At 70.6% G+C, this 16,457-nt stretch carries 14 protein-coding genes and 1 pseudogene; 5 read left to right on the top strand and 10 right to left on the bottom strand.

The features are described 5' to 3' along the window. The 9 genes and pseudogenes from KUTG_RS34200 to KUTG_RS34165 all read right to left on the bottom strand — a co-directional run. Positions 1-539: SPFH domain-containing protein (locus KUTG_RS34200; RefSeq protein WP_043722753.1), on the bottom strand; the 539-nt coding region annotated here is incomplete at its 3' end. 120 nt (positions 540-659) lie between these two features. Continuing rightward, a pseudogene (locus tag KUTG_RS59250) lies at positions 660-746 on the bottom strand (ribonuclease); the annotation flags it as partial. A 24-nt stretch (positions 747-770) separates the two neighbouring features. After that, positions 771-1,253, bottom strand: coding sequence for a pantetheine-phosphate adenylyltransferase (coaD, locus tag KUTG_RS34195; RefSeq protein ID WP_043722751.1), 483 nt, complete (start codon positions 1,251-1,253; stop codon positions 771-773). Between the two features lie 30 nt (positions 1,254-1,283). After that, positions 1,284-1,841 (bottom strand): 16S rRNA (guanine(966)-N(2))-methyltransferase RsmD, encoded by a 558-nt coding sequence (gene rsmD / locus KUTG_RS34190; protein ID WP_043722749.1) that lies wholly within the window; start codon positions 1,839-1,841, stop codon positions 1,284-1,286. Positions 1,842-1,851: 10 nt separating this feature from the next. Beyond that, entirely contained in the window at positions 1,852-3,540 is a 1,689-nt protein-coding gene (locus KUTG_RS34185; protein WP_052395719.1) for a M16 family metallopeptidase, read from the bottom strand. Then, on the bottom strand, positions 3,537-4,469 hold the full coding sequence (locus KUTG_RS34180) for a hypothetical protein (protein ID WP_052395718.1): 933 nt from the start codon (positions 4,467-4,469) through the stop codon (positions 3,537-3,539). The genes KUTG_RS34185 and KUTG_RS34180 overlap by 4 nt, the downstream gene beginning before the upstream one ends. Before the next feature lie 29 nt (positions 4,470-4,498). Next, the gene (locus tag KUTG_RS34175) at positions 4,499-5,563 is read right to left on the bottom strand and encodes a hypothetical protein (protein WP_043722747.1); all 1,065 of its coding nucleotides are present in this window, start codon (positions 5,561-5,563) and stop codon (positions 4,499-4,501) included. A gap of 41 nt (positions 5,564-5,604) precedes the next feature. Then, positions 5,605-6,555 carry an arginase family protein gene (locus tag KUTG_RS56880; RefSeq protein WP_232241108.1) on the bottom strand — a complete coding sequence of 317 codons (951 nt, stop codon included), beginning with the start codon at positions 6,553-6,555 and terminating at the stop codon, positions 5,605-5,607. A gap of 160 nt (positions 6,556-6,715) precedes the next feature. Further along, positions 6,716-10,093, bottom strand: a complete 3,378-nt coding sequence (locus tag KUTG_RS34165) for a pyruvate carboxylase (RefSeq protein WP_043722745.1) — start codon at positions 10,091-10,093, stop codon at positions 6,716-6,718. 279 nt (positions 10,094-10,372) lie between these two features. Here KUTG_RS34165 and KUTG_RS34160 point away from each other — a divergent pair, with 279 nt between their 5' ends. Genes KUTG_RS34160 through KUTG_RS34150 form a run of 3 tightly spaced genes read left to right on the top strand, consistent with a single transcriptional unit; the run spans position 10,373 to position 13,535 of the window. Then, positions 10,373-11,272, top strand: coding sequence for a carbohydrate ABC transporter permease (locus KUTG_RS34160; RefSeq protein ID WP_052396745.1), 900 nt, complete (start codon positions 10,373-10,375; stop codon positions 11,270-11,272). Further along, positions 11,269-12,108 carry a carbohydrate ABC transporter permease gene (locus KUTG_RS34155; RefSeq protein ID WP_043722743.1) on the top strand — a complete coding sequence of 280 codons (840 nt, stop codon included), beginning with the start codon at positions 11,269-11,271 and terminating at the stop codon, positions 12,106-12,108. The genes KUTG_RS34160 and KUTG_RS34155 overlap by 4 nt, the downstream gene beginning before the upstream one ends. A gap of 20 nt (positions 12,109-12,128) precedes the next feature. After that, positions 12,129-13,535 carry an ABC transporter substrate-binding protein gene (locus KUTG_RS34150; RefSeq protein WP_157494934.1) on the top strand — a complete coding sequence of 469 codons (1,407 nt, stop codon included), beginning with the start codon at positions 12,129-12,131 and terminating at the stop codon, positions 13,533-13,535. A gap of 75 nt (positions 13,536-13,610) precedes the next feature. Here the strand turns inward: KUTG_RS34150 and sthA are convergent, their stop codons facing one another. Next, positions 13,611-15,014, bottom strand: a complete 1,404-nt coding sequence (gene sthA / locus KUTG_RS34145) for a Si-specific NAD(P)(+) transhydrogenase (protein WP_043722742.1) — start codon at positions 15,012-15,014, stop codon at positions 13,611-13,613. Positions 15,015-15,090: 76 nt separating this feature from the next. Between sthA and KUTG_RS34140 the strand changes: the two genes are divergently transcribed. Then, complete coding sequence (locus KUTG_RS34140; RefSeq protein WP_043722739.1) at positions 15,091-15,888, top strand: alpha/beta fold hydrolase; 798 nt, start codon at positions 15,091-15,093, stop codon at positions 15,886-15,888. A 1-nt stretch (position 15,889) separates the two neighbouring features. Beyond that, positions 15,890-16,444: a TetR-like C-terminal domain-containing protein gene (locus tag KUTG_RS34135; protein ID WP_043722738.1), complete on the top strand. Its 555-nt coding sequence runs from the start codon at positions 15,890-15,892 to the stop codon at positions 16,442-16,444. The last annotated feature ends 13 nt before the right edge of the window (positions 16,445-16,457 follow it).

Below are 16,457 nucleotides of genomic sequence, written 5' to 3'. Positions count from 1 at the left end.
TCCAGGACGCGCGCGGACTCGGCGTGGGCGGCCTGCACGACCTCGGTCTGCTGGACCAGCCGGTGCTGCTCGTTGCGGCCGTCCTCGACGGCGCGCTCGTAGGAGGCGCGGCCGGCCTGGACCATGCGGTCGGCCTCGGCGCGGGCCCGGCCGGTGAGGTCCTCGTACTCGTGCCGGCCGGCGGCGGCGACCCGCTCGGCCTCGTTCTCGGCCTCGGCGACCATGCGCTCGGCGTGCGCGCGGGCGTCGGCCACCATGCGCTCGGCCTCGGCGCGGGCCTCGGCCAGCATCCGCTCGGACTCCTCGCGGGCCTTGCCGACGCCGCTCTCGCTCTCGTGCTGGGCCTTGGAGATCATGCTGTCGCGGTGGTCGAGCACGTCCTGCGCGTCGTCCAGCTCGCGGGGGATGGCGTCCCGGATGTCGTCGAGCAGCTCGAGCAGATCGCCTCGGGGCACGACACAGCCGGAGGTCATCGGCACGCCGCGCGCTTCCTCGACAATCGTGACGAGTTCGTCGAGGGCCTCGAACACCCGGTACACGTCGCACTCCTCATCGGCTATACGGCTGGCAGTCTCCAGTCTGCCCGCTCCACCGCCGCCGCGCCGGGAGATCGGGGCGTGTCCGGCGCCCGATCTTTTCGACCGGGCGCCGGCGCGGGCTCACTGGTCGACGTTGACCAGGGAGAACGTCGCGTAGTGGTCGCCGGTGCAGAAGTGCTCGCCGGCGGAGCCGGTGATGACGCGACGGGCGCCGTTGACAGTTCTGCGCGTTCAGGCCCGCTCGGCCAGCCGCGCCGTCAGCCGTTCGTGGACGAGTTCGGGCAGCAGGTGGGCGACGTCGCCGTGATACGTGGCGACCTCCTTGACCAGCGAGCTGGACAGGAAGCTGTACTCCGGGTTGGTCGGCATGAACAGCGTCTCCACCCCGGACAGCCGGTGGTTCATCTGGGCCATCTGCAGCTCGTAGTCGAAGTCGCTGATCGCCCGCAGGCCCTTCACGATCGCCTTGACGTCGTTGGCCCGGCAGTAGTCCACCAGCAGCCCGTGCCACGAGTCGACGCGCACGTTGGGCAGGTGCGCGGTGACGTCGCGGATCATCTCCATGCGCTCGTCGACGGTGAACATCGTCTTCTTGCTCTTGTTGATCATCACCGTGACGATGACCTCATCGAAGACGTCGGCGGCCCGGGTGACGATGTCCAGGTGGCCGTTGGTCACCGGGTCGTAGGAGCCGGGGGAAACCGCACGCCTCATACGGCGGACCGTAACAGGGATGCCGGCCGATCACCGCGTGGCGGCGATCACGGCCCAGTGCAGGGTGGTCTCCCCGTATTTACGGCTGCGCGTCGGCTCGATGCCCTCGGGCCAGCGGGGATCCTCGCCACGGGTGGACCGCTCCACCACGAGGGTCGCGTCCTCGGCGGCCCACGACCGCAGGGCCTCCAGCACCTCGGCCAACTCCTGGTCCCCCAGGGCGTAGGGCGGGTCGACGAAGATCACGTCGTACCGGTCGCCCGGCGTGGTGGCCAGCACCGACTGCACGGTGCCGTGCCGCACGTCCGAGCCGGGCAGCCCCAGGGCCTTGGTGTTGCGGCGCAGGATGTCGGCGGCGCGGCGGTCGGACTCCACGAAGGTCGCCTTCACCGCGCCCCGCGACAGCGCCTCCAGCCCCAGCGCGCCGGATCCGGCGTACAGGTCGAGGACCTTGGCCCCGTTCAGGCCGACGGCCGCCTCCAGGGCGCTGAACAGTGCCTCCCGCACGCGGTCCGAGGTGGGGCGGGTGCCGCTGGGCGGCACCTCCAGCCGACGTCCCCCGGCCGCGCCGGCCACGATCCTGGTCACGCGTCCATGGTTACGTATCGGACTTCGTGCCGCCGAGGTAGCCCAGGCCTTTGGCCAGCCGGATGGCGGCGGCGCCCGCGGCGAACGCGCCCCAGGCCGGGAGGGCGAAGTGCAGCAGGGCGTGTCCCACGTTGTCGCTGGTGACCAGGGCCGCGGTCGCCACCAGGGCCAGCACCGGGCAGAACAGCGCGACGAGGGCGAGCACGAGCTTGGCCTTGAGCGGGGTCTTGACCTTCATCACCGGCGGCGGTGCGGCCGGGGCCGGCCGCTGCGGGATCCGGTCGGCCGCGCGCGCCGGCTGCCGGACCATCAGCTCGTCGGCGATCTTGCCGTCGAGACGGGTGATCGCCTGCTCCGGGATGTCGTACAGGGTGGGCTCGATGCTGATGCTGATCCCGTCCGGGCCGACCAGCCGCCGGGCGCCGTCGGGCCAGCACTGCATCAGCACGCACTCGCGGTACTTCACGGTCAGCACGCCGTGCGGGGAGGTCACACTCACGCCGTCGTGGCCGAGGACGAGCACGAAATCGCCGTTCTGCAGCGACGGGTACTGCTCGCCGACGACGGCCTTGTCCGAGAACATCGGGGCCTCGGCGAAGCCGGCCCAGTCGGCCCGGCTGCCCCGGGGGACCTGCAACAACAGGGTGTCCATCAGCTGCCCGGCCACCTCGCCGAGGTCCTCGACGGTGACGGCGGCGAGCTCGGCGCGGAACTCGTCCAGCGTGTAGCGAGTCCGGCCGTAGAGGATGTCGATGGCCTCGGTGAACAGCACCGCCCGCGCCGCCTCCGGCCGATCGAGCGAGGTGGATGCCTTGTCCCGCACCGTTTCCAGCTCGTCGGCGTCGAAACGGCCGGCCTGGAACGCGGCCAGCACGTCGATCAGTCCACCCAGGACGGCGTCCTGCTTCTCCGGCAGCGCGTCGGCCATCGCGGTGATCGTGGCGTGCGAGCCGTCACGCGGCACGTACGCGGCGGCGATGGTGTAGGAGTTGCCGTCCTCGGTGCGCAGCGCCCGGAACAGGGCCCGCTCCAACACCATCGCGAACAGCGACGCCCGGGCCGACCGCTCGGTGACCGCGCTGAAGCTGATCTTGCCGCCGCCCTCGGCGAAGTAGGCCGGTGTGGCCGGCAGGGCGGAGGTGATCTCCGGCAGCGGATGCGGGGATCCGGACGGCAGCGTCAGGTTCAGCCCCTCCGGCACCTCGCCGGAGATCCACAGCACCGCGTTCTCCCGCGTGAACCGGGTCGCCGCCCAGTCCCGCACGTCCTCGTCGGTGATGGCCTCCAGGCCCCACTCCGGATAGCCCGCCGCGCCGAAGCCGACCGCGCCGTAGCGCCAGACCAGCAGGTTGTCGTGCGGGCGGCCGGCCTGCTCGGTGCGCAGGATCGTCTTCTCGGTGGCGATCCGCTCCAGCGGCAGGTCACGCAGCGAGTCGCAGACGCTGGTCAGGTACGTGACCACGGCCTGCTCGCTGCCGCTGGTGTAGAAGTGCGTGGTCGTGATGCCGGTGGCCGCGTTGGCGTCGTGCTCGATCAGGCCGTGCCGGTGCAGCGCCAGGTGCTCGATCAGGTGGGTCAGCCCGCGCCGGGACAGCGGCTCGTCCGCGCAGCCGACCCGGAACACCAGCCCCGCGACGAGCGGCCCGTTGCCCGGCGCGACCAGGGTCCTGATGCCGCAGACCTCGGTTTCCTTGATCACTTCGCACCGCCGAGGGCCTTGTCGCGCATCCGCCGGAAGAGGGCCTCGGGTGTGCCGGAAGCGCTCTGCCACGGGTATTCGCTGAGCGCCTCGCCGAGGGCGGTGAAGTGGACCTTGGCCCGCTCCTGGTCGCCCATGCGCCCGAACAGCAGGGCGTAGACGCCGTGCGCGGTGGGCCAGTGGTAGCCGCCGGCGAAGTCCGGGTGCAGCACCGACTTCTCGGCCGACTCGATGATCTCCCGCTGCACGGAGACCTGCCGCAGGTAGCGGCCGGCCTCCGGGCCTTCGAGCTCGAAGTAGTGCTCCAGGTGCGCCTCGGCCAGCACGATCGGGCTCAGCGAGCCCGGCGGCGCCGCGTCCATGCACTCCCGGCCGAACGCGTGCAGGACTTCCCAGTTGCCGCCCCATTTCGGGCACAGCTGCTGGAGCAGCCGGCCCTGCGCGGTGAAGCAGTGCGGCGCGGACCGGGCCAGCCGGTCGTAGCGGCGGCGGGACTCGCTCTGTCCCATTTGCAGGCCCAGCGCCGTGTTCAGGCGCAGGCACCAGGCCACCGCGTCGGACGGGTCCTCCGCGGTGAGCTTGATCAGGATCGGTTCGGCGACGCGCAACTGCTCGTGCATGCCCGCGAACTGGTCCCGGCTGACATGGGCGGCCCGGTAGCCGGACCGGATCTCCCACGCCTTGGCGATGCGCCGGGACGCGTGCAGGCGGCGGGCCAGCGGCGTCGGCGGCAGGGCGGCCAGGAAGTCCTCGGCCCCCTCGACTCCCCCGACCACGTTCACGGCGAAGGCCGTCATGTCGACGTCGGACAGGCCGGCGAAGAACAGCTCGATGGCCGTCCAGTCGGCGGCGCGCACCGCTTCGCGCAGCCCGAGAAGCTCCGGGAAGGCCGCCGCCTGGTCGAACGGGCGGGCCGAGGGCTTGATCACCAGCGAGACAATAGATGAAAACTCTTCATCTACGGGCGGGTAACGGGGCACGCCGTGGAATCGGTTCCGCGACGTGCCCCCGCGGTCATGCCCGCCGTCCCCGGAAGTACAGCAGCGCGAACGGGCCGGCCGTCGCCGCGACCAGCACCCACAGGATGATCACCCCGTCCGGCTCCATGTCCGACTGGGCGTCGGTGGCCAGCGACGCCGTCCCGAAGACGGCCAGCAGCACGAAATGCCGCCGCGAGACCGAAGAGCACCATCCCGATCCGGTTCATGACGGAACGGGTCCGACGCGGCGCGGCGACCGCGGCCACGGACTGAGCCGTCGGCTGCGAGGTCGGCTGCGGCACGGAGGCCCTGGCCGGCATCGGGATCCGCGCCTCGGGACGCACCTGCGCGTCGAGCCAGCCGATCGCGGTCGGCGGCATCTCGTACATCGTCGGCTCGACGCTGATGTTGAAACCGTCCGCGCCGAACAGCTGCCGCGCGCCGTCGGGCCAGCAGCGCATCGCCACGCAGTCCCGGAACAGCACAGTCACCGTGCCGGCGCCGGTCACCAGGCTGACGCCTTCGCCACCGAGCACCAGGCTGCGCCCCTTGTACTGCCGCGAGGCGTGGCCGTTGCCGTGGACCGCCATCGTCGAGAACAGCGGCGCCTGAACGAACCCGGCCCAGTCGGCCGCCAACCCTTCCGGCACCTGCAACAGGCCGGTCGACATCGCCTCCTGCGCCACCGCCTGCATGTCCTGAACGGTGATCGCCGCGAACTCCTCGCGCAGCGCCTCGTGCATGCCGGCGAACTGCTGGCTGGAGACGTGCTGGGACCGCTTGCTGGAGCGGATCTCCCAGGCCTGGGCGATGTGCTGGCAGGCCAGCAGCAGCCGGCTGAGCCGGGACGGCGGCACCCGCCGCAGGAACTCCTCGACCCCGACGATGTCGGCCACGATCCACGTGGCCTCGGCGGCCGCGTTGCCATCGGGCAGGGACGCGAAGAACTGGTCGATGCCCGCCCAGTCGCCGGCGCCGGCCGCCGAGCGCAACCGGAGGAATTCCGGGTGCGCGGCAGTGATGTCGAATCTCGGGGACGTCACGTGCAGGACAATGGATCAACGGGAGTCACAGCCGGAGCGGGTCAACCGCACGCGAGTGGCTCAGGTGCGGCCCAGGGGCACATGAGCCACTCACGTGGCCGGGAAATCACCGCACGGCGTGGGGCAGGGACGGGGTGGGCTGGGCCGGCAGGGCGGTGGAGTGGGCGTGGAGGGCGGCGCCGACGGCCCGCAGGATGGGCACCAGCACCTGTAACCGGTCCGGATTGTCGGTGGCGCACTCGGTGATGCCGGCCCCGATGATCGGGCGGATCGCGGCGACGGCGCGGATGGCGTCCACCAGTTCGCTGATCAACAGACCGCCGGGCACGGGGCAGGTGACGTCGGCGAACTCGGTGGGAGTCCAGCACGTCGAGATCGATGTGCAGATAGAACTGAGGGGCGCGGGAGGCGATCACCGCGTCCACCACCCAGGAGGCGTCGTAGTCGCGTTCGATCGGCACGTGGCGGACCAAGCCTCGATCGATCATGGCCTGCTCGCCGGGATCCAGCGCCCGCGCGCCGGCCAGCACGACCCGCCGGGACACGACCGGGGCGTCTAGCACGAAGTCGCGGTCGCCCTCGCCGAAGGCGTGGCGTAAGGCCATGCCGTGGTACGCGCCGGAAGGCGAAGTGGCCGGGGTGTTGAGGTCGCCGTGTGCGTCGAACCACAGCACGCCCAGCGCCGGCCCGAACCGCTTGCGGGCGAAGCCGAGCGGCACGGTCTCGACGCCGCAGTCGCCGCCGATGGTCAGCACCGGACCGGACGCGTGCCGCAGCGCCTGCGCCTGAAACGCCCGGTTGGCCATCAGCACTTCGCGATTGTGGATGCCACCGACGAGTTTCGACGTGCCGGCGCGCACCTGCACCCGGCGCACGTCGAGGCCGAGCACTCGACCGGCCAGGTCGGCCAGCGCCAACGAGGCGGTGGGCAACCACGGGGACTTCGGGACGACCGCGCCCTGCCGCTGGGCCACGGACTGCAACTCCAGCACGAATCACACCTTGCCAGCGAAGGAGATCGCGCCGCCAGACGGCAACACGGGGAACATCTCGTCACTCTACCGGGTGAAGCGTCGCCGTGCCGCCACTGTTGCGTCCATTGTGGACATAACGGTGCCCCCGGCCGGAAGGGCACGGGGGCACCGAAGCGGATCAGGACAGCACGATCAGGAGATCGCCGCCTTCCACCTGCTGCTGACGGGAAATGGCCAGGCGCTGCACGACTCCGGCCTTCGGCGCGGTGATCGCCGCCTCCATCTTCATCGCCTCGATCGTCGCGACGGTCTGGCCCGCCTGGACGCTGTCACCCTCGGCGACGGAGACGGTGACCACACCCGCGAACGGCGCAGCGACGTGGTTGCCGTTGCCGCGGTCGGCCTTCTCGGCCGCCGGCACGTCGGCGGCGACCGAGCGGTCCCGCACCTGAATGGGCCGCAACTGTCCATTGAGGACAGCCATCACGGTGCGCATGCCGCGCTCGTCGGCCTCGCCGATGGCCTCCAGCGTGATCAACAGCCGCACGCCGCGGCCAAGATCCACCGAGTACTCCTCGCCCGGGCGCAGGCCGTACAGCCAGTCCTTGCTGCGCAGCACGCTGGTGTCGCCGTAGGCGTCCCGGTGGGTGAGGAACTCCCTGGTCGGCGCCGGGAACAGCAGGCGGTTCAGCGTGCCCCGCCGGTTGCTGGCCAGCCCCTCGGTGTCCTCCTCGGAGAGGTCCGCGACGGCCCGGGGCGCGGTGCGGCCGCTCAGGGCCTTGGTGCGGAACGGCTCCGGCCAGCCGCCGGGCGGGTCGCCCAGCTCGCCGTGCAGGAAGCCGATCACCGAGTCCGGGATGTCGAAGCGGCCCGGGTCGGCCTCGAACTCGGCCGGGTCCACGCCCGCGCCGACCAGGTGCAGCGCCAGGTCGCCGACCACCTTGGACGACGGCGTGACCTTGACCAGGCGGCCCAGCATGCGGTCGGCAGCCGCGTAGGTGGCCTCGATGTCCTCGAACCGGTCGCCCAGGCCCAGCGCGATGGCCTGCTGTCGCAGGTTGGACAGCTGCCCGCCGGGGATCTCGTGGGTGTAGACGCGACCGGTCGGCGACGGCAGGCCCGCCTCGAACGGCGCGTACACCCGGCGCACGGCCTCCCAGTACGGCTCCAGGTCGCACACGGCCTGAAGATCAAGGCCGGTGGTGCGGGCCGAGTGGTCGGTGGCGGCGACGATGGCCGACAGCGACGGCTGCGAGGTGGTGCCGGCGATCGACGCGGTCGCGCCGTCGATGGCGTCCACCCCGGCCTGGATCGCCGCCAGGTAGGTGGCCAGCTGCCCGCCCGCGGTGTCGTGCGTGTGCAGGTGGACGGGCAGGTCGAACTCCTTGCGCAGCGCCGTGACCAGCCGCGCGGCGGCCGGCGGGCGCAGCAGCCCGGCCATGTCCTTGATCGCCAGCACGTGCGCGCCGGCCCCGACGATCTGCTCGGCCAGCTTCAGGTAGTAGTCCAGGGTGTACAGCTGCTCGCCGGGGTCGGACAGGTCGGCGGTGTAGCACAGCGACACCTCGGCGATGGACTTGCCGGTCTCCCGCACGGCCTCGATCGCCGGCCGCATCTGCTCGATGTCGTTGAGGGCGTCGAAGATGCGGAAGATGTCGATGCCGGTCTCGGTCGCCTCCTCGACGAAGGCCCTGGTCACCGCCTCCGGGTACGGCGTGTAGCCGACGGTGTTGCGGCCGCGCAGCAGCATCTGGAGGCACAGGTTCGGCACCGACTCGCGCAGCGCCGCCAGCCGCTCCCACGGGTCCTCGGCCAGGAAGCGCAGCGCCACGTCGTAGGTCGCGCCGCCCCAGCACTCCAGCGACAGCAGCTCCGGGGTCATCCGCGCCACGTGCGGCGCGACCTGGAGCAGGTCCTTGGTCCGGACCCGGGTCGCCAGCAGCGACTGGTGGGCGTCACGGAAGGTCGTGTCGGTGACCAGCACGCCCGACTCGTTGCGCAGCCAGGCGGCGAAGCCCTCCGGGCCCAGCTCGGTCAGCCGCTGCTTGGAGCCGGCGGGCGGCTCCGCGTTCAGGTCCAGCTTGGGCAGCTTGGCCCACGGGTCGATCACCTGCGGCCGGGGGCCGTTGGGCTTGTTCACCGTGACGTCGGCCAGGTAGGTCAGCAGCTTCGTGCCGCGGTCGGCCGAGTGCCGGGCGGTCAGCAGCTCCGGCCGCTCCTCGATGAACGCCGTGGTCACGCGGCCCTCGCGGAAGTCCGCGTCGTCCAGCACGGCCTGGAGGAACGGGATGTTGGTGGAGACGCCGCGGATACGGAACTCGGCCACGGCGCGCCGGGCCCTGGCCACCGCCGCCTCGAAGGTGCGGCCACGGCAGGTCAGCTTGACCAGCATCGAGTCGAAGTGCGCGCCGACCATGCTGCCGGCGCCGATCGCGCCGCCGTCCAGGCGGATGCCCGAGCCGCCGGGCGAGCGGTAGGCGCTGATCACGCCGGTGTCCGGGCGGAAGCCGTTCACCGGGTCCTCGGTGGTGATCCGGCACTGCAACGCCGCGCCGCGCAGGTAGATCGCGTCCTGGCTCAGGCCCAGGTCGCCCAGCGTCTCGCCGGAGGCGATGCGCAGCTGCGACTGCACCAGGTCGACATCGGTGACCTCCTCGGTCACCGTGTGCTCGACCTGGATGCGCGGGTTCATCTCGATGAAGACGTGGTTGCCGCGCTCGTCGAGCAGGAACTCGACGGTGCCGGCGTTGCGGTAGCCGATCTGCTTGGCGAAGGCCACCGCGTCGGCGCAGATCTTGTCCCGGACCAGCGGGTCCAGGTTCGGCGCCGGGGCCAGCTCGATCACCTTCTGGTGCCGCCGCTGCACCGAGCAGTCGCGCTCGTAGAGGTGGATCACGTTGCCGACGGCGTCGGCCAGGATCTGCACCTCGATGTGGCGGGGCCGCACGACCGCCTGCTCCAGGAACACGGTCGGGTCGCCGAAGGCCGACTCGGCCTCGCGCATCGCGGCCTCGATCGACTCCCGCAGCTGGGCCGGCTCCAGCACGCGCCGCATGCCGCGCCCGCCGCCGCCCGCGACCGCCTTGACGAAGATCGGGAAGCCGATCTCGTCGGCTGCCGCGACCAGCGCGTCCACGTCGCTGGACGGCTCGGAGGACTTCAGCGTGGGCAGGCCGGCGGCCTTGGCCGCGGCGATCGCCCGCGCCTTGTTGCCGGTCAGCTCCAGCACCTCGGTCGGCGGGCCGACGAAGGTGATGCCGGCCGCGGCGCAGGCCGAGGCCAGCTCCGGGTTCTCGGACAGGAAGCCGTAACCGGGGTAGATGGCGTCCGCGCCGGCCTTCCGGGCCGCCTCCACGATCTCGTCGACCGACAGGTAGGCCCGCACCGGATGCCCGGCCTCGCCGATCTCGTAGGCCTCGTCGGCCTTGAGCCGGTGCAGCGAGTTGCGGTCCTCATGGGGGAACACCGCGACCGTGCCGGCGCCCAGCTCGTAGGCGGCGCGAAAGGCTCGGATGGCGATCTCGCCGCGGTTCGCGACGAGCACCTTGCGAAACATCAGGCGTTCCTCCGTGGTTTTCCTGGGGATCCGTCCAGCTGGGAACGCTACCGTGGCCATCCGTTCAGATGGGAGAACCATCCCGCGTGATGGACATAACGGATGGCTCTCAAGGCGGGCCGGGAGTGAGCACGGTCACCCGCGGTCGCCTAGCCTGCGGCCATGTCCCGTGATGACCCCTCGACCGAGCGTGACGTCGACGTTCTGTCGACAGTCGGCAATGCGGAGTTCACCGAAGGTCCCCCGGACGGCCCAGTGACCCTCACAGACTCCGCACCTGTGTCACCCTCAGTCATCAACCGCTGGAACCCGCGGGAAGTGTCGCTCACCGTGCTGTTCCTGGCCCCCGCGGTCGTCGGACTCGGCGCCTTCGTGATCTTCCCGCTGTTCCAGGCGGTGTACCTGGCCACCATGGGCAGCGACATCCTCGGCAACCCCACCCGCTTCGTCGGCCTGCAGCACTTCGAGGAGCTGTTCACGCCCGACTTCGGCGCGGTGCTGGCCCGCACGGCCGGCTTCACCCTGATGGTGGTGGTCGCCGGCGTGGTGCTGCCGATGGCGCTGGCCGTGCCGCTGAGCCAGCGACTGCCGGGCATGCGGGTCTTCCGCACCCTGTTCACGCTGCCGTTCGCCTACTCGGCCTCGGCGGCGTCGGTGGTGTGGCTGCTCATGCTCAACCCGGCCATGTCCCCGGTGAACTGGCTGCTCCAGCTGGTCGGCGTGACCGCGCCGGGCTGGACCACCGACTCGGGCTGGGCGCTGGTCACGGTCGCGGGCGTGACCGTGTGGATGGTGTCCGGCTTCAACCTGCTGGTGCTCGCCGCCGGTCTGGCCGGCCTGGACGAGCAGGTGCTGGAGGCGGCCCGCATCGACGGCGCCTCCGGCGTCCGCCACTTCACCGGCATCGTGCTGCCGATGATCTCGCCGAGCCTGTTCTTCGTGATCGTCACGACCACGCTGACCGCCCTGCAGAGCCTGGGCCAGCCGCAGGTGATGACCGACGGCGGGCCGAACGGGGCGACCAGCACGCTGGTCTACTCGATCTTCAACCAGGCCTTCCACAACAACAACAGCAACTACGGCCTGGCCAGCGCGCAGGGCCTCGTCCTGCTGGTCGTCGGCGTGCTGCTGGCCGCCGTGCAGTTCGGCGTCATCGAGAGGCGGGTGCACTACCGGTGAGCCGGTTGAACAGTCCGGGGCGTGTCACCAGCACGCTGACCTATGTCTGGCTGATCGTGGCGGCGGTCGTGCTGCTGTTCCCGATCCTGCTGACGGTGCTCGGCGGCTTCCTGCCGTCGATCGACCTGCTGCGCCAGCCGCCCAACCTGCTCGGGCACTACACGGTGGACAGCTATCTCGGCGCGCTGCGGCAGACCGTGGTGCCGCTGCTACCGGCGTTCGGCAACTCGCTGTTCGTGGGCCTGGTGATCATGATCGCGCACCTGGCCACCTCGTGCCTGGCCGCCTACGCGCTGGTGTTCCTGCGCACGCCGCTGCGGACCCCGCTGTTCTGGCTGTTCATGGCCACGATCATGGTTCCGTACGAGGCGATCGTGGTGCCCAACGCGCTGTTCGTGCGCAGCCTCGGCATCGGCGACAGCCGCTTCGCGCTGGTGCTGCCGTTCCTGGCCAACGGGTTCGGCGTGTTCCTGCTGCGGCAGGCCTTCCGGCAGTTCCCGGGCGAGCTGCGCGACGCCGCCACCATCGACGGCTGCGGGCACTTCCGCTTCCTGTTCACGATCCTGCTTCCGGGCTGCCGGCCGGCCATCGCCGCGCTGGCCGTCTGGTCGTTCCTGCAGGGCTGGAACATGTACTTCTGGCCCCTGATCATCTCGTCCACCAACAACTCGCTGAACACCCTGCAGACCGCGGTGTTCGCCTTGCGCAGCAACGACAGCGCCGATCCCGGCCTGTTGCTGGCCGGCATCACGATCACGCTGCTGCCGACCCTGCTGCTCGTGCTGTTCGGCCAGCGCTGGCTGGTCCGCGGCTTCACCGCCGGAGCCGTGAAGTGACCTACCTAGGGAGAACTGCTGTGCCCACTCCTCTCGGGCGAACCAAGCTGGGGCTGGTGGCCGTCGCCGTCGCGGCCGCCACCGCCGTCACCGCGTGCAGCTCGGCCGCGAGCTCCGGCGGGTCCGGGGCCGGCGGCGACGCCCTGTCCGCGCCGGCCGCCAACGCGCTGGACGGCAAGGGCGAAACCGACATCACGTTCTGGCACGCGATGACCGGCACCAACGGCGAGACGCTCAAGAAGCTCACCGACCAGTTCAACGCGGCCAACCAGGGCAAGGTCAAGGTGACCCTGGCCTTCAAGAACAACTACGACGACACGCTGTCGGCGTACAAGAACTCGCTCAAGGGCGGCGAGCTGCCCGACCTGCTCCAGGTGTACGACGTCGGCACCCAGTTCATGATCGACTCCAAGGCCACGGTGCCGGCGCAGTCGTTCATCGACGTCGACTCCTACGACGTGTCCGGCATCCAGCCCAACATCGCCGGCTACTACTCGATCGGCGGCAAGCTGTACTCGATGCCGTTCAACACCTCGATGCCGCTGCTGTACATCAACAAGGACGCGTTCACCAAGGCCGGCCTCGACCCCAACAAGCCGCCGACCACGCTGGACGAGATCAAGGCCGACGCCGAGAAGCTCACCGTCAAGGACGGCAGCGGCAACACCACCCAGTACGGCTTCGGCGCCTCGCTCTACGGCTGGTTCCTGGAGCAGTGGACCGCGGTGGCCAACGCCTCGTACTGCAACCCGGACAACGGCCGCAGCGGCCGCGCCACCGCCGCCAACTTCGCGTCGGACAACAACGTGAAGCTGCTGACCTGGTGGAAGTCCATGGTCGACCAGGGCCTGGCCCTGAAGCTGGACAGCGACACCAAGAACGGCGACTCCGCCTTCGTCGCCGGCAAGGACGCCATCACGCTGGAGTCCACCGGCTCGCTGGGCGACTTCACCAAGGCCGGCTTCCAGGTCGGCACCGGCTTCTACCCGAAGATCAACGCCTCCGACTCCGGCGGCCCGATCATCGGCGGCGCCTCGCTGTGGATCGTCGGCAAGGGCAAGGACGACGCCCACAAGCGGGCGTCCTGGGAGTTCGTGAAGTTCCTGGAGAGCAAGGACTCGCAGGCCACCTGGCACACCTCGACCGGCTACTTCCCGGTCAGCAAGGCCGCGCTGGACACCGACGTGGACAAGCAGTGGGTGGCGTCCAAGCCGCAGTTCCAGACGGCCATCACGCAGCTGCAGCACACGAAGCTGACGACCGCGACCCAGGGCTGCCTGTTCGGCGTGATGCCCCAGGTCCGCAAGGCCGCGGAGAACGCCATGCAGGCCGCGGTGCTCCAGGGCAAGGACCCCAAGCAGGCCCTCACCGACGCCGCCGCCTCCCTGACCCAGCCCATCAAGGACTACAACGACTCGGTCAAGTGAAGTAACCCCCATGCAGGGAAGGACGCCTTACCCGCGTTCAACGAGGGTAAGGCGTCCTTCCCTGCACAACGGGGGTCAGCTCGACAGGCGTTCGATCTGGCGGATCTTGTTCATGGCGTCCAGGGCCGCCACCTTGTAGGACTCGGCCAGGGTGGGGTAGTTGAAGACGGCGTCGACCAGGTAGTCGACGGTGCCGCCGCAGCCCATCACCGCCTGTCCGATGTGGATCAGCTCGGTGGCGCCGGTGCCGAACACGTGCACGCCGAGGATGGACCGGTCCTCCGGCGACACCAACAGCTTCAGCACGCCGTAGGAGTCGCCGATGATCTGGCCGCGGGCCAGCTCCCGGTAGCGGGACACGCCGATCTCGAACGGGATGCGGTCGTTGGTCAGCTGGTCCTCGGTCCGTCCGATGAAGCTGATCTCCGGGATGGTGTAGATCCCGATCGGCTGCAGCGTGGACATGGCCTGCACGGTCTCGCCGCACGCGTGGTACGCCGCCAGCCGGCCCTGCTCCATCGAGGTCGCGGCCAGCGCGGGGAAGCCGATCACGTCGCCGACCGCGTAGATGTGCGGCACCGAGGTGCGGAAGTACTCGTCGACCTCGATCCGGCCGCGCTTGTCGGCCTGCAGCCCGGCCTTGTCCAGCTGGAGCGTCTCGGTCATGCCCTGCCGGCCGGCCGAGTACATGACCACCTCGGCCGGGATCTTCTTGCCGCTCTCCAGCACGGCGATGGCGCCGCGCTCGTGCCGCTCGACCGCGGCCACCGTCTCGCGGAACCGGAAGGTGACGGCCAGGTCCCGCAGGTGGTACTTGAGCGCCTCGACGACCTCGCCGTCGCAGAACTCCAGCATCCGCTCGCGCTGCTCGACGACGGTGACCTTGGTGCCCAGGGCCGCGAACATGGACGCGTACTCGATGCCGATCACGCCGGCGCCGACCACGATCATCGACTGCGGCACCCGCTCCAGGGCCAGGATGCCGTCCGAGTCGATGATGGTCTTGCCGTCGAACTCCACTGTGGCCGGTCGGGCCGGCGCGGTGCCGGTGGCGATCACGATCTTGTCGGCGGTCACCGTGAGCTCGCGGCCGCTGCCGTCGACCACCTCTACGGTGTGCTCGTCCACGAAGTGCCCCATGCCCGGCAGCATCGCCACGTGGTTGCGGGTGAGCTGGCTGCGGATCACCTCCACCTCGCGGCCGATCACGTGGTTGGTGCGGGCCAGCAGGTCGGAGACGGTGATGTCCTCCTTGACCTGGTAGCTCGCGCCGTACATCTCGCGCTGGTTGAGTCCGGTCAGGTAGAGGACCGCCTCCCGCAGTGTCTTGGACGGGATCGTGCCGGTCTGGATGCACACCCCGCCCACCATGTCCCGCCGCTCCACGACCGCGGCCCTCTTGCCCAGCTTGGCCGTCGCGATGGCGGCCTTCTGTCCGCCGGGGCCGGACCCCAGCACCAGCACATCGAAGTCGCGCACGCGGCCAGTCTGCCCCTTGACACCGTAAGCTAATGCCATTAGCTTTTTAGCTACACCAGTTAGCCAGGAGGCGACGATGAACACCAGGTACCTCGACGTGAACGGCGGACGGATCGCGTACGACGAGACCGGCCCCGAGGACGGCCAACTCGTGCTCTGCCTGCACGGACTGGGCGAGACGCGCCGGTCCTACCGGCTGCTGACGCCGCTGCTGACGGCGGCCGGATACCGGGTCGTGACCACCGACATACGGGGCTGCGGCGAGTCCTCCGCCGAGTTCACCGACTACTCGCCCGAGGCCGTCGGCGCGGACGCCCTGGCCCTGCTGCGCCACCTCGGCCGGCCCGCCGTCGTGCTCGGCCACTCCTACGCCGGCGCCTCGGCCGTCTGGCTGGCCACCGAGGCCCCGGAGCGCGTCCGCGGCGTGGTGCTGCTCGGCGCGTTCGTGCGGGACGCCAAGATGAACCCAGTCATGGGCCTGCTCGCCAAGATGGTCGCCCGCAGCGCCGTGCTGTGGGGCGCCTACTACAAGACGCTGTACCCGACCCGGAAGCCCGCCGACTTCGACGCCTACGTCGCCTCGTTGAAGGCCTCCCTGCGCCAGCCCGGGCACCTCGCCGCGCTGGCCGCGATGATGGGCGGGTCCCGCGCGGACACTGCCGCGAGGGTGCCTCGGGTGACCTGCCCGGCGTTGGTTGTCATGGGCACCAAGGACTCCGACTTCCCGGATCCGGCCGCCGAGGCGCGCTGGATCGCCGACACCCTTGGCGGCCCGGCCACCGTGGAGATGGTCGACGGCTCCGGGCACTACGCGATGACCGACACTCCCGACACCACCGCCGCCGCGATCACCGCTTTCCTCAAGGAGGTCTGACATGCCCCGGGTCGGCCTGTCCCCCGACGCCGTCGTCGACGCCGCCGTCGCCGTGATCGACGCCGACGGCCCGGACGCGCTGAGCCTGGCCGCCGTGGCCAGCCGGACCGGCGTCGCCACTCCGTCGCTGTACAAGCACGTGTCCAGCTTGGACGCACTGCGGACGCTGGTGCAGCTGCGGGTGATCACCGAGCTGGGGGACGAGCTGGCGCGAGCCGTGCTCGGCCGCAGCGCCGACGACGCGTTGCGGGCCTTGATGAACGCCTACCACGGCTACGCCGTCACCCACCCCAACCGGTACGCCGCGCTGCCGCAGCAGCCCCGGTCGGACCCGGCGCTGGCCAGGGCCGGCGACCGCGCGATCGAGGTGATCCTGGCCGTGCTGCGCGGATACGGGCTGGAGGGCTCGGCGGCGATCCACGCCACCCGGTGCGTGCGGGCCGCCATGCACGGCTTCGCCTCGCTGGAGATCTCCGGCGGTTTTCAACTGGCGGAGGACCTCGGGGAGAGTCATCGTCTACTCGTGGACACCGTGGTGGCCGGCTTCGGCCGCTGAAACCGTTGGCAAC

The sequence above is a fragment of the Kutzneria sp. 744 genome (assembly GCF_000568255.1).
GTDB lineage: Bacteria > Actinomycetota > Actinomycetes > Mycobacteriales > Pseudonocardiaceae > Kutzneria.
The sequence above is the reverse complement of the archived record's forward strand: the minus strand, read 5'-3'. Positions and strand labels throughout refer to the sequence as shown.

Coding starts and splice junctions, on each gene's coding strand:
- coaD (WP_043722751.1), bottom strand. CDS start 1,253: ATGAGGCGTGCGGTTTCCCCCGGCTCCTACGACCCGGTGACCAACGGC.
- KUTG_RS34165 (WP_043722745.1), bottom strand. CDS start 10,093: ATGTTTCGCAAGGTGCTCGTCGCGAACCGCGGCGAGATCGCCATCCGA.
- KUTG_RS34140 (WP_043722739.1), top strand. CDS start 15,091: ATGAACACCAGGTACCTCGACGTGAACGGCGGACGGATCGCGTACGAC.
- KUTG_RS34135 (WP_043722738.1), top strand. CDS start 15,890: ATGCCCCGGGTCGGCCTGTCCCCCGACGCCGTCGTCGACGCCGCCGTC.